Origin of the sequence: Nostoc sp., from assembly GCF_036917975.1 — a bacterium.
Classification (GTDB): domain Bacteria; phylum Cyanobacteriota; class Cyanobacteriia; order Cyanobacteriales; family Nostocaceae; genus Nostoc.
In genome coordinates this window covers 531,653-546,327 of the sequence record NZ_JBALEJ010000024.1, presented here as the reverse complement: position 1 = coordinate 546,327, position 14,675 = coordinate 531,653, and the positions used below count along the sequence as shown (strand labels likewise).

The 14,675-nt window shown below is 42.9% G+C and carries 8 protein-coding genes; 5 read left to right on the top strand and 3 right to left on the bottom strand.

The window, feature by feature from the left end:
- Nucleotides 1–55 precede the first annotated feature (55 nt).
- On the top strand, nt 56–1,747 hold the full coding sequence (locus V7K76_RS10790; RefSeq protein ID WP_334777503.1) for an NAD-binding protein: 1,692 nt from the start codon (nt 56–58) through the stop codon (nt 1,745–1,747).
- 312 nt (nt 1,748–2,059) lie between these two features.
- On the opposite strand, the gene def is transcribed toward V7K76_RS10790, so the two are convergent.
- On the bottom strand, nt 2,060–2,590 hold the full coding sequence (def, locus tag V7K76_RS10785; protein WP_179068956.1) for a peptide deformylase: 531 nt from the start codon (nt 2,588–2,590) through the stop codon (nt 2,060–2,062).
- A 128-nt stretch (nt 2,591–2,718) separates the two neighbouring features.
- Nucleotides 2,719–3,981 (bottom strand): HhoA/HhoB/HtrA family serine endopeptidase, encoded by a 1,263-nt coding sequence (locus V7K76_RS10780; protein WP_334777502.1) that lies wholly within the window; start codon nt 3,979–3,981, stop codon nt 2,719–2,721.
- 150 nt (nt 3,982–4,131) lie between these two features.
- Between V7K76_RS10780 and dnaA the strand changes: the two genes are divergently transcribed.
- The 4 genes from dnaA to V7K76_RS10760 all read left to right on the top strand — a co-directional run bounded on the left by dnaA (nt 4,132) and on the right by V7K76_RS10760 (nt 11,907).
- Nucleotides 4,132–5,514, top strand: a complete 1,383-nt coding sequence (gene dnaA / locus V7K76_RS10775; RefSeq protein WP_334777501.1) for a chromosomal replication initiator protein DnaA — start codon at nt 4,132–4,134, stop codon at nt 5,512–5,514.
- A gap of 732 nt (nt 5,515–6,246) precedes the next feature.
- The gene (locus V7K76_RS10770) at nt 6,247–8,892 is read left to right on the top strand and encodes a sensor histidine kinase (RefSeq protein WP_334777500.1); all 2,646 of its coding nucleotides are present in this window, start codon (nt 6,247–6,249) and stop codon (nt 8,890–8,892) included.
- Between the two features lie 87 nt (nt 8,893–8,979).
- A complete protein-coding gene (locus V7K76_RS10765; protein WP_335029768.1) occupies nt 8,980–10,965 on the top strand; it encodes a sensor histidine kinase in 1,986 nt (661 codons plus the stop codon).
- A gap of 144 nt (nt 10,966–11,109) precedes the next feature.
- The gene (locus V7K76_RS10760) at nt 11,110–11,907 is read left to right on the top strand and encodes a Uma2 family endonuclease (RefSeq protein ID WP_334776670.1); all 798 of its coding nucleotides are present in this window, start codon (nt 11,110–11,112) and stop codon (nt 11,905–11,907) included.
- Between the two features lie 167 nt (nt 11,908–12,074).
- On the opposite strand, the gene ligA is transcribed toward V7K76_RS10760, so the two are convergent.
- Nucleotides 12,075–14,111 (bottom strand): NAD-dependent DNA ligase LigA, encoded by a 2,037-nt coding sequence (gene ligA, locus V7K76_RS10755; RefSeq protein WP_334776669.1) that lies wholly within the window; start codon nt 14,109–14,111, stop codon nt 12,075–12,077.
- Nucleotides 14,112–14,675: the final 564 nt, after the last annotated feature.

Here is a 14,675-nt window from a genome sequence, read left to right as displayed (position 1 = left end):
AATATTCGTAAATAACTAGAAATGCAGCCCTACCTATAAAAGATGCTGCCGTTTCATGAAACCCCGAATTATTGTTTGTGGCTTAGGACGTACCGGATATAAAACCTTTCGTCTGCTGAGACATCAGGGAGCCTTCGTTGTTGGTATTCATCATCAATCTATCCCTGGCGAAACGGCAGGAGATGTGATTGTTGGCGATTTACAAGCAGCTTCTACCCTAACAGCAGCAGGAATTCAACAGGCACACACTTTAGTAATCGCTGGATCTAAAGATGCTTTGAATTTGTCTATTATGATGCAGGCGCGGGTGCTGAATCCCCAGATTCGGATTATCAACCGTTTTTATAATACAAATTTAGGCGAGCGCTTAGATCAAAGTTTGCCAGACCATTTGAGTATGAGTGTTGTCGGATTAGCAGCACCCGTATTCACCTTTGCAGCAATGGGAAACCGAGCGATCGGACAAATCAAATTATTTCAGCAAACTTGGCCAATTCATGAAGAATATATTGATGAAAATCACTTCTGGAAGGGTCGAAAGCTGAGTGAATTGTGGGAAGACCGATCGCGGATGCTAATTTATTACTTGCCAGTCAAAGGCGAGATGGATTTGGTGTCAGCTGTCATATCTGGACAAGAAATTCAAGTAGGCGATCGCTTAATTGTTGGCACTCAACCCCGCATCCGTTCTCCCCGGCGATCGTTGATTAGAAAACTGCTGAAAGTTATGACTAATTTTAGGCAGTTTCAGGAACACGGGCGATCGGTAGTGCTGGGTGCGATTGCACTATTGGCGGTGATTGCGATCGCTACATTCACCTATATGTCGGCTGAGTTGAGTTTGTCTCCTGTCGATGCTCTATATTTTTCTGTAGGCATGATTACGGGAGCAGGTGGTAATGACAAAGTAGTAGAAAATGCTCCTAACAGTATTAAGTTATTTACTGTTGTCATGATGCTGGTTGGAGCAGTGGTGATTGGTATTTGGTACGCCATGCTCACCGATTTTGTCTTAGGGAGCCGCTTTAAGCAATTTTGGGATGCAGCCCGAATTCCCCAGCGATCGCACTACATTGTTTGTGGCTTGAGTGGCATTGGCCTGAGAATTGTCCAGCAACTCTACGCCAGTGGACATGAAGTTGTAGTAGTAGAACCCGACTCCAACAACAAATATATCAACACCGCCCGGGAACTCGGTATTCCCGTTATTCAGGGCGATGCCAGCTTCCGCACAATACTCAAAGCCAGCAATATAGAATCTGCCGCCGCAGTGCTTGCTGTTACTAGCAATGATGCTACCAATCTAGAAATTGCCCTCAAAGCCAAAGGTTTGACACCCAGCATTCCAGTGATTGTTCATTATGCCGATCCCGATTTTGCTGGCATAGCGCAACAGCTATTTGGCTTCGAGGCCGTACTGAGTCCGGCTGAACTAGCAGCCCCAGCTTTTGCCGCTGCTGCACTAGGGGGACGCATCCTCGGCAATGGCATCACAGCAGATAGTCTTTGGGTGGCTTTTGCCACTGTGATTACAGCTTCACATGCCTTTTGTGGTCAGTGGGTGAAAGATGTAGCCATGTCTGCTGACTGTGTACCTTTGTACGTAGAAACTAATCACCAAACTCTTCATGGCTGGGATTTGTTAGAAACCAACCTCAGTGATGGTGATGTTTTATATATGACAATGCCAGCAACGCGGCTATATCAACTGTGGCGAGACGAGCGAGTTTGTGAATCACACGCTTAAATACAGTAGGGAATAGGGAGCAGGGAATAGGGAATAGGGAATAGAGTTGAAAGTCTCTTGGTATATGACTTTTTATGCAGTTTTGTACCTTATTTACCTGAAATCTGCTGTAATTCGTAATTCTTAAGGAGGCAGGGGAAGAAAAACTATTGATTAGGAACAAGAATTAAATAACATACAATTTATGTCCCTGGTTTACCTCACCCTCAATCCCTCTCCGATATATTGGAGAGGGATCGTGAGACAGGATGAAGTTTTACATCTTATTTAATCCACGTTACTTATTGCCCAGTCCCTAGTCCCTAGTCCCATTTATTTGTTAACTACTCGTTGTTGATATTCTTGCTCAGTAATCATATCGAGAGTGTTCTCTAGGCGATCTACAAATACGATACCGTCGAGATGATCGTACTCGTGTTGAAAAATCCGAGCGATAAAATCGGTTAATTCTTGTTTTTGTAAATTGCCTTGAGAGTCAGTGTATTCCACCTCAATAGATTTATAACGAGGAACTAATCCCCTAATTCCTGGAACACTTAAACAACCTTCCCAATCTTTGACAACTTCAGTTGAATGGGCAATGATTTTGGGATTAATCATGGCTGTAGGTTCCATTTCTGGGGCGTTGGGATACCTGGCATTAGGACGGGAAGCCACTATAAATAAACGATAGGATTGTGCTACTTGAGGCGCAGCAATTCCCACGCCGTTAGCCTTGGCCACAGTGGCGATTAAGTCTTCAATTAATTTTTGAATTTGCTCATCTTGAATATTCTCAACCCAAGCAGCTTTTTGGCGTAATGTTGGATTTCCTAATTGAATTATTGGCGCTAATTCAGTCATGATAAAACTCCTTTAAGTAATGGGCATTGGGGACTGGGGACTGGGGATTGGGGATTGGGGATTGGGGATTGGGGATTGGGGACTGGACTAATGACTAATGACTAATGACAAATGACTAATGACTGACATCATCCTTCACGTCTTACGGGCAAAGGAGCAGGTTGGACTCCTACTTGGACAATTTTGCCATTGCGTTCTACTTCTATTGGTAATTTAGTACCGATTTTGCTCTTTTCTACTAGCTTCTGTACTTCTTCAATTTTAGTCACAGGCTGGCTGTTAATGCTTTTGATTACATCACCAACTCGTAGTCCAGCTATAGATGCAGGCGATCGCGGCACAATCTCTACCAGCAAAACGCCCTCATTTGCTGTAAGATTTAAGCGATCGCCGGCGACATTTTTGATTCTTTCTTTATTTTCTGGTGTCAATGTTACCATCTGAACACCCAAATAAGGATGATCCACCTTACCTCTAGCGATTAATTCCTGGGCAATTCTTTGCACAGTGTTAATGGGGATAGCAAATCCCAAACCTTGAGCGCCTTGAATAATCGCTGTGTTCATCGCAATCACTTGACCACGAGCATTGAGCAATGGGCCACCAGAATTACCAGGGTTAATCGCAGCATCCGTTTGGATGTAATCAACCCGCTTGTCGCTAGCGCCGATGTCGCTACTAGAACGACCTGTAGCACTAATAATCCCAGAAGTAACGGTATTATTCAAGCCTAATGGATTACCGATGGCAATTACAGCCTCTCCTGGTTGCAAAGTATCGGAGTTACCCACAGATAGAGTTGGCAGATTATTCGCATCAATTTTAATCGCAGCCACATCCGTTACCGGATCTTCACCCAACACTTTACCGTCAAAAGTCCGGCCATCTTTAAGTGTGACAGTCACTCTATCAGCACCGTCTACTACATGGGAATTGGTGACAATTTGACCTGAAGAATTAATAATAAATCCAGAGCCACTACCCCGTTCTACGCGTTGTCTAGCCTGTGGGGTTCCCTCTCCAAAAAACCGCCGGAAAAATGGGTCGTTGTTAAATTCGTCTGGTACGCGAGAAGTAATTGTTCGAGAAGAATCAATGCGAACGACCGCAGGCCCCACCTGTTGCACTACTTTCACTATAAAATTAGGATCTCCAGATGAAGAGAGAATCGGCGGTGGGGCAATTGCCGGATTGGGTTCTATTGTCTTTTGGGCTTGAGTATCGCTTTGTTGAGCCTCAATTGTCTTAGCAGGTAGAAGAGAGCAGCTCCCCAGGAACACCACTGCTACCCCGGATGAGAGCATTCCCAGAATATTATTTACCCCCCATCTGTGGGGCAAACGCCTGGTATTTATCTTTTTGGGCGCTGAGTGATGGTTTATTGTCTTCATGTGTCGTTGCTTCTCCGTATCAGTCAGTGGGTGTTAGGATCTTGCCTACTGGGTATGTCCCAAAATGATTACAACTTAAAAGCTTATTTTAGGTCTAGCGTGTCTCAATGCTAAATTGATGCTTTCTCTTCTATTGTGACGTGGTGGATAATGGAAATTCCCATAGAAAGTCTGTGGAGTCAGGTACTAGAGCGCCTAAAGCTTGAATTATCCCGACCTACCTTTGAAACTTGGATTAAAACTGCTAGTGCGGAGCGATTAGAAAATAATTGCTTGGTTATTCGCACTCCTAACCCATTTGCTCGTAATTGGTTGCAGAAGTATTACATCAATACCATTGCTCATGTAGTACAAGATATTCTCGGTCATCCGGTAGGAATTTACATTACTGTTGCTCAAGGTGATGAAGTTTCTCATTTTAGTGAACGAGATGTTTCTTGGGAATCACCAAATCCCAATACTATTTCTGAAGCTGTTGCTAATCACAATCATAAAACTACTGAATTAAACTCTAAATATATCTTTTCAAGATTTGTAGTTGGTGCTAACAATCGGATGGCTCACGCAGCTTCTTTGGCAGTTGCAGAATCTCCAGGGAAAGAGTTCAATCCTTTGTTTTTATGCGGTGGCGTCGGTTTGGGTAAAACTCATCTCATGCAGGCTATTGGTCATTATCGCTGGGAAATTTGTCCTGATTGTAAAATATTTTATGTTTCTACTGAGCAGTTTACTAATGATTTAATTACAGCGATTCGGAAGGATAGTATGCAGAGTTTTCGAGAGCATTACCGAGCCGCCGATCTTTTATTAGTTGATGATATTCAATTTTTAGAAGGAAAAGAATACACTCAAGAAGAATTTTTTTATACTTTTAATACTTTACATGAGGCTGGTAAACAAGTTGTCATCGCTTCTGACCGTCCTCCTAACCAGATTCCTAGTTTACAAGAACGTCTTTGTTCTCGGTTTTCTATGGGGTTAATCGCGGATATCCAAAAGCCGGATTTAGAAACGAGAATGGCAATTTTGCAGAAAAAAGCTGAGGATGAAAATATTAGTCTTCCCCGCGATGTAATTGAGTATATCGCTTCTAACTATACTTCTAATATTCGAGAATTAGAAGGAGCTTTAATTCGGGCGGTGGCTTATATTTCTATTTGGGGCTTACCGATGACGGTAGAAAATATTACACCAGTTTTAGAACCGCCTAATGAAAAAATGGCCGCTACCCCAGAAGCTATTTTAAAGGTTGTGGCGGATAATTTTGATGTTTTAATAGACGACCTTAAAGGCAACTCGCGCCGAAGAGAGATTAGCTGGGCGCGTCAAATAGGGATGTATTTAATGCGTCAACATACATCCTTGAGTTTGCCGAGAATTGGCGAGGAGTTTGGTGGTAAAGACCATACAACGGTGATTTACAGTTGCGATAAAATTACCCAACTTCACCAGAGCGATCGCACTCTAGCACAAACCCTACGCCAACTGAGCGATCGCATCAATATCACTAGCCGTTCCCAAAAACCATCTTAACAATTCAAAATTCAAAATGACGCTCGCAGACTCGCTAACGCTACGCTAACAAAATTCAAAATTAAAGAAATTTCAGACGGGGATTTAGCGAGAAACGCGGTCTTGGGATGCATCCCAAGTGGAGCGATTTCTCAAGACAAACCCCGACTGAGATTGGTGCTACATGTAGATTGCAGGTTCTTAAACCCTTTAATTTACGATAAAAATAGATTAAGTTTTCCACAACCCGCACTCTGAATCATTTGTCTAGATGGCTCAAGAATTAGTCAAGAATATTAAGTAACGTATAAAAATTGATTAAATTTAACTGAAATTGTGGAAAAAACTGTGGAAAACTTAGTATTTTCCTGGTTAAACTTAATTAAGTATAATTACCTTGTGGAAAAAAATCAGAGTTTTTCCACAAGTTTTCCACAGATGTAAAGCAACTGCCTAACCCCGCATTTCTCACTCTTGAGAGAAGGGATTGAACTTGGCAGATTGAACTCTCCCAAAGCGCGAACCTCACGGGCGAAGTAATAAGTAAGAAGTAAGATTCATTACTCATTACTTATTTAATTATTGAGATGTGGTGAGAAATCCGGGCTAACGACTGCAACTGAACTGATTCTAACCCTGAGAAATGGTTCACCCGATTGGGTGTATGCGATCGCAACATCCAGAACTACTCTGAAAGTAGAGCCACTTTTTTTTGCTGTTAGTGATCGTGCCGACAGCTAAAAAACTTTCACAATGGCTATGATTGCCTTGAATATTATGCCAATCGCTTATATATCAAAGGGTCTAAGAGTGGATGAAACTGTAAAATCACCGCATCAAGCAGATTTTTCACCAGAGAAGATCACTCTCTTGGAAACAACTGCTGCCAATTTACCGGGGATGATTTTTCAAATTCTGCAACGGCAGGATGGTTCTATATTTATCCCTTATATTAGTTCTGGTTGTAAATATTTGTATGAATTAGAACCAGAAGCTATACAGGCAGACTATCAGGTGCTATATGAACTGATTCATCCACAGGATATACAAGCTTTTGTAGAATCTATTGCTGTTTGTCGCACCACTGGTAAACTTTGGTATTGGGAAGGTCGGATCATTACGCCTAGTGGGAAACTTAAATGGATTAAAGTTACTTCGCAACCCGTAATACAAGAAGCAGGCAATTTGCTTTGGAATGGCTTAGTTACGGATATTACAGAGCAAAAACAAGCCCAAGAAAAATTGCAAGCGAGTGAGGCGCGCTATCAAGCCATTTTAGATGCTATCCCTGATTTGATGTTTCGTATCAGCCGTGATGGCGAGTATCTAGATTTGAAAAGTGAGGGAGCAAATGTCACTCTTTCGCGAGAAGAAATAGTTGGCAAACATTTGGAAGAGTTATTGCCTAGTGATGTTGCAGCCATTAGCCAAGTAGCGATCGCTAAAACTTTAGATTCTGGAACTTTACAAACTTGTGAATATAAACTACCAACGCCTTTGGGAATCAGAGATTATGAGGCGCGGTTGGTAGTAAGTGGTCAAGATGAAGTCCTAGCAATTGTTCGGGATATCACAGATCGGAAACAAGGAGAAGTCGCTTTACAAAATCTTGCTCAAAAATTTGCCAAAGCTTTTAGTTGTAGCCCCGATTCAATTACCATTAGCACGCTACAAGAAGGGCGTTTCATCGAAGTTAACGACAGTTTTGTGAAACTCTTAGGTTATGAGCGAGATGAGGCGATTGGTAAAACTACTTTTGAGTTAAATCTTTGGGTACACGATCGCGATCGCCAAAACTTAGTACAGGAGTTACAAGCTACAGGAGTCGCTCGGAACTTAGAAGTTGAATATCGGCAAAAGTCCGGCGAGATAATTACAGTAATGCTTTCAGCCGAAGTCATTGACTTAAATGGCATTTCCTGCATTTTAGCAGTGCATCACGACATTACAGAACGCAAACAGGTAGAAGCACAATTACGCCTTTGTGCCCAACGCGATCGCTTGTTGGCAGAAACCCTAGTAAGAATTCGCTCTTCCCTTAACTTAGAAGAAATTCTCCAAACCACCGTCACGGAAGTCAGGCAATTTCTGCAAGCAGATCGAGTTTTCATTGCTTTAAACAATGCCAATTTGGGAATCAGAACTATTGCCGAATCAGTAGATCCCAAGTATCCATCTGTCTCAGGGTGGTCTACTAATGACGAAGCTTACCTACAAGAATTGCGAAGCTTACTAAAAGATAATTTTGTGCGTGTCGTTGAAGACATGACGCAAATAGCAGTATCTCCGAAAGTCAAAGCACACTGCGAAAAATTCCAAACGAAAGCTAGTCTGGCTATACCAATTATGCTAGATGACGAATTATTTGGGGCATTAATTGCCAATCAATGCTCCGGTTCGCGTCATTGGCAGCCCATAGAAATTGATTTGTTACAGCAGATGTCAGAACAGGTAGCGATCGCCATTCACCAAAGCCAGATATACCAAAAATTAGCAGAACTTAACACTAATTTAGAACACCAAGTAGAAGAACGAACAGCACAATTGCAGCAGAAAATGCAAGAAGTTGAAAAATTGCATCGCGTCAAAGATGTTGTTTTACATACAGTTGCCCACGATTTACGAACTTCAGTGATGGGTAACTTGATGGTATTAAAGAATTTGTTAAATCAGGGAGTGGGGGCTGGGGGCTGGGGACTGGGGACTGGGGATCAGGGAAAAAGGGCACAAGGACGAGTTATTGAAGAAGTCTCTCCCTTGTCTCCTTCCAATCCCCAATCCCCAATCCCCAATCCCCAATCCCCAATCCCAATATCTCGCTCAATTATCGAGCGAATGATTCAAGGCAACGATCGCCAACTAACAATGATTAACTCATTGCTAGAAATTAATTCCTCTGAAAAACAGGGTATTGAAATCAAACACGAACCTGTGCAACTTAGCACCCTACTGGGAGGAACATTCGCCCAGTTGGAACCAATGCTGACACAAAATCAAGCGACTCTGAAGAACTTGGTTCCTGCTGATTTACCGTTAGTAATGGCAGATGGGACTAAGTTACAGAAAGTTTTGGTAAATTTAATTACACATAGCTTGCACAATAATCCACCAGGATTAAACTTTACCCTCAGTGCCACCATTGAGGCGGGAATGATTCGCACTCAGATTCAAGATGACGGTGTAGTAATGAGTAAACTAGAGTGCGATCGCCTCTTCGATCTCCATGTCCGCGATCCCCAAGACTGTTGTTCTACAAGCATTGGCTTAAAAATGTATCTTTGTCGGAAAATTATTAAGGCGCATGGCGGTAACATTGGTGTTATTAGTAACCGCAAGCGTGGATTAACTTTTTGGTTTACACTACCTCTCTTCACTTCATCGGCAACAATTCACCCATAAATCACCAAAAAATGAGAGGGTGTTAATTATGGCAATGTTGAGTAAGGGAAACACCCTCAAGGTATGGGCAAAGTTGCTCGAATGCTAATGGCTACTCCATTTAGAACAGTGCAAAGCTGGTGGAGAAAAACTTTTTCTGCACCAACAACAGATGAAATCACTACTCTTTACAAAGCTTGGCGTAACCGTTTCTTGTGGCAGAGATTACATTTATGGTTATGGCTGGCGCTGATTTGTCTGTTGTCTTTTACTTTGCGAGATATTTACGGCTTGTTTTTTCCGATTGCGGAGTTGCAACAGCTGCCAGAAGTACTTACAACTCAACGCCTTGTAATCAATGTTGCAATGCTGCTGAGTATATTGATCTGTTTGGCTTTACATAAAACTAAGTTAGGTCGTCGTCATCCAGATTTATTATTTTTGGGGTCTTCTTGGTCAATTAGTTTAGCATCGCAATTATTTGCAACTCTTAGAGGTTTTGCGCTACCCGATACCATCGGTTGGTCGCTGCTGTTTTTGAGCCAAGCTGTGTTGATGCCTGTTTGCTGGATTCTTCACTTGCTGACTCAACTGAGTGTGCTGGTTTACTATTTTGGTGTGAATACGGCACTTGGGCTAAAAACACCAATCCCCGAACATCCAGAAATATATAATGTCACGTTCATTTTATACATTTTTTGGTTTTGTACTATATGTGACATGGGTGTTTATCTGTACGATCGCCTGCAACGTTCTGAGTTTTACGCCCGTCAAGAATTAGAATCTGCCTATCAGAAACTTAAGGTTGCAGAAGCTAAATATCGCAGCATTTTTGAAAACGCCGTTGAAGGGATTTTTCAAAGCACTCCCAATGGACGTTATATTACAGCAAATCCTGCTTTAGCAAGAATTTATGGCTATTCCTTACCGGAGGAGGTGACAGCAAATTTCACTGATATTGAGCAATTGTACGTCGATCCGAACCGCCGGGCAGAATTTGTGCGCCTGATGGAAAAGTATGGCAGTGTTTCGGAATTTGAGTCCCAAATTTATCGCCAAGACGGGAGTATTGTCTGGATTTCGGAAAAAGCCTACGTAGTGCGTGACGAACAGGGAAAACTGCTTTACTACGAAGGTTTGATTGAAGACATTACCCAGCGTAAGCAAACTGAAGAAGAACTACGAGTATTTTTCCATGCCGTTTCCCACGACTTACGCAACCCAGTGCTGGGTACTTTAATGGTATTGAAGAATTTGCTAAATCAGGGAGTGGGGACTGGGGACTGGGGACTGGGGACTGGGAATCAAGGGCAAGGAGGACTGGGGACTGGGGACTGGGGACTGGGGACTGGGAATCAAGGGCAAGGAGGACTGGGGACTGGGGACTGGGGACTGGGGACTGGGAATCAAGGGCAAGGGAAACAAGAGGGAACTATTGAAGAAGTCTCTTCCCAATCCCCAATCCCTAATCCCCAATCCCCAATCCCTAATCCCCAATCCCCAATCCCTAATCCCCAATCCCCAATCCCGGTTTCACGCTCAATTTTAGAGCGGATGATTCAAAGTAGCGATCGCCAACTGAACTTAATTAATTCGTTGATGGAAACTCATGTTAGCGAGGTGCAGGGTGTTGTTTTGCAACATGAATCAGTACAATTACTGTCAGTCGTCAAAGCTGCGATCGCTGATTTAGAGCCATTACTAGCACAAAATCAAGCCAAGCTGACAAATCTGGTATCCGCAGATTTGCCTTTGGTGAATGCCGATCCTACGCAACTATGGCGAGTTTTTTCTAACTTAATTGTCAATGCATTGAAACATAATCCCCCTGGATTGCTCTTGACAATCAATGCTACCCGTAAGGATGACATGATTTACTGTACTGTCAGTGATAACGGCGTAGGAATTAGTAAACAACAAAGCGCTCGGCTTTTTGACCTTTACTTTCGGGGTGCAAGTATCGGCAATTCTGTAGGTTTGGGATTAGGGTTGTATCTGTGTAAGCAAATCATCCATGCCCACGGCGGTGAAATTGGTGTCAACAGTGCATTGAATGCAGGGGCAACATTCTGGTTTACCTTACCTATTAGCTGATTTCTGTCTAATGCCCAGTTCTCAATGCCTCCATAGCCATCCTAGAAGCGTTGACTGAAGTACGGAATACGCAACGACGTTGCTGTTCCTCAAGGGTTTTCGGCATATTCCTTATAAGATCGAAAATAAATTCATGCTGTGTTTATGGCAACCCAACTCAGCCAAGCCAAATCACCAACAGAACTGGTCATCACCTGGGAAGCCTTGCCCAAGGATTTTCAACTAGAGGATGAACCAGTGGAGAATACAGGTCAGCCGCTTTTGGCTGGTGCTTTGTGTGAAAGCCTAGAAATCACTGGATTCATTCAACCCCAGATGTTGATCGCTTCCAACTTTGGTCTTTGTGCAACAGTCAACGGGCAATTTATCGCCAAAGCACCTGACTGGGTTTATGTGCCGTTGGTTAATGAAATTGTCGGTAATCGCAAAAATTATACACCCAATTTAGAAGGAAATATCCCCGCGATCGCCATCGAATTTCTCTCCGATACTGAAGGTGGAGAATATTCGGTAAAGCGATCTTATCCACCAGGAAAATGGTTTTTCTACGAACAGATTTTGCAGATTCCCATTTACGTGATTTTTGAACCTAATGGTGGTTTATTAGAATATTATCAACTAGAAAATCAACGCTACGAGTTAAAGCTGCCCGATGAAAATGGTCGTCATTGGATTGACGCAATGGGCTTATTTTTGGGAACTTGGCAAGGAACAAAAGAAGGGCGAACTGGTTATTGGTTGCGCTGGTGGGATCAAGCTGGGAATTTGTTACCGTGGGCTGTGGAACAGATTGAACAAGAACGCCAACGCGCTGAACAAGAAAGTCAACGTGCTGAACAAGAACGTCAACGCGCTGAACAAGAACGTCAGCAAAAAGAAAGACTAATTGCTTATTTACAATCTCAGGGTATTGATCCAAATAATTTGCCCCAGTTCGAGTAAGACCAATTCATGTAGACACATTCGCACAGATCCACATATTTATTCTTCCCAGTACCCAGTCACCCACGGACAATACAATTTCTTTCGCTAACAGATCCACATATTTATTCTTCCCAGTCCCCACTCCCCAGTCCCCAGTCCCCAATCCCCAATCCCCAATCCCTAATTCAATCTTCAATCATCTCCAACAATTGCGCCTCGCTTAACTGCGTAATTCCCAGAGAAACCGCTTTTTCTAACTTAGAACCGGCATCTTCTCCTAATACTAAATAATCTGTTTTTTTACTCACTGAATCAGTGACTTTCCCACCAGCTTTTTGAATCAAAACCTTTGCTTCATCACGCTTTAAGGTTGGCAATGTACCCGTAATTACAAAAGTTTTACCCGCGAACTTTTGATTACCATCGCCAACTGTTTTTGTTTCCTCGGTGGCAGTTAATTGCAATCCTTCTGCTTGCAAGCGTTCTATCAATTTTTGGTTGGCATCAATACGAAACCACTGGTACACCGATTGGGCAATTTCAGCACCAATACCGTAAATGCCTTCAATATCTGATTGTTTTGCTGTGGCTAACTGGTCTACAGTGAAATATTTCTGAGTCAACAATTGGGCATTTACACTGCCAACGTGACGGATGCCTAAACCATATAATACCCTTGACCAAGGTTGATTTTTTGATTGTGCGATCGCATCCACTAACTTCTCTGCCGACTTTTTCCCCATTCTTTCCAATGCAGATAACTTCTCTGTTGTCAACTCATATAAATCGGCAACGGAATGTACCAAACCTTTATCAACGAGTTGATATACCAACTTTTCGCCCATGCCTTTAATATCTAAGGCATCACGACTTACCCAATGTTCAATGGAACCTTTGAGAATCGCCGCACAGGAAGCATTGACGCAGCGAGTCACCGCCTCACCTGATTCTCGCACCACCGGTTGACCGCAGACTGGGCAATGGGTAGGCATCACGAAGGGTTCAGTATCAGCCGGACGGAGTTCTTTGATTACCCTCACCACTTCTGGAATGATTTCCCCAGCTTTGCGGACAATGACAGTATCACCAATGCGGATGTCTAATTGAACAATGCGATCGCTATTATGTAAAGTTGCACGGGAAACTGTTGTTCCCGCCAATTGCACCGGGCGCATCTCGGCTAACGGTGTTAAGGCCCCCGTTCTGCCAACATTTACAGCAATATTTTCCACACGGGTAGGCGCTTCTTCGGCTGGATACTTTAAGGCTACTGCCCAACGGGGGAATTTCTGCGTAAACCCTAGCTGTTCCTGAAGTTTAAAAGAACTCAGCTTCACTACTACCCCATCAGTCATGTAGGGTAAATTCAGCCGTTCCGTATCCCAATATTCATAATATTTTGCCACTTCTGCGATCGAAGCACAGAGTTTGTGGTTAGGATTCACTCGAAAACCCATTTTTTCTAGCAACTCCAACGCTTCCCATTGCGTATTGGCAATACTGGTGTCATCTCTACCAGGAATGTGCAAGGTGTAGCCAAAGAAATCTAACCGCCGTTTAGCGACAATGCGCGAGTCTAGTTGCCTGAGTGTACCAGCTGCGGCATTACGAGGATTAGCAAATAATTGCTCACCTGCTTTTTGCCTTTCCTCGTTGATTTGTTTAAACACTTCCAATGGCAAAAACGCCTCGCCTCGCACTTCCACCCTTTCGAGAATTTCTAACCCTTCAAAATTCAAACGTAAGGGAATTGAGCGAATTGTCCGCACATTTTGGGTGATATCTTCACCCGTCACCCCATCACCTCTAGTTGTCCCTCTAACTAGAATGCCATCTTGGTAAGTAAGAGCCAAAGCAGAACCATCAATTTTCAGTTCACTGACATATTCTACTAAATCTATTTTCGGTATTTGTCGCCGCCAACGCTGATCCCAGGCTTGCAATTCATCAAGATTGAAGGCATTCTCCAGACTGTACAAGGGGATATTATGCCGCACCGAGGTAAACTGCGTTGCTGGTCTCTCACCCACGCGCTGAGTCGGACTATCGGGTGCTGTCAATTCTGGATATTGAGTTTCCAGTTGTTGTAATTCTCGATAGAACTGGTCATAGACTGCATCCTCCATAATGGGAGCATCTAGGACGTAATAAGCATAGCTAGCTTGTTGCAATAACTGGCGCAATTCTTCTGTGCGCTTTACTTCCGGCTTAATCTGTGTCATTAGGATTATTACAAAATATCTAGACGAATACAATTTAAAAATGAGCAAACCTGCATAGCCAGGCTTTGTTTAGATAGCTGCGACTGACCGTCGTCGAGTCAAGGTACTTCCCATAAAAATTGGTTTGATAATCAGCTTGCCATTAACAGAGGTACTTTGAGTAAACACTACTATTTTTATAGGTTAATTAATTTAATACCAATCGTCGCATCCATCGCTAGACCTAACATTTTACGTACAGCGCTTCCTGACAATAAATCATTCCCTGTTGAAAATCTCAAAGAATGAAAGAATAACTGGGGACTGGTATTTTTACTCAGCACGGGCTAAACCTTAGCTATCCGCTAACAGCACTCAGCCTCAGCACTATAACTACTAAATAAAATGCTAATCGAGAACATAAAAAACCCCGACTTGATAGCCGAGGTAGATGGGAGAAGTCCAAATGTCGATAGAATATTGTAAAACCGAAGTCTGTTTTTCTTAGTTAACACCCAATGCAACCAAAACTAGATGGGTATATAGACAAGGTGCAATTTTAGCTATGCAGCTTCCTTTGGGTTT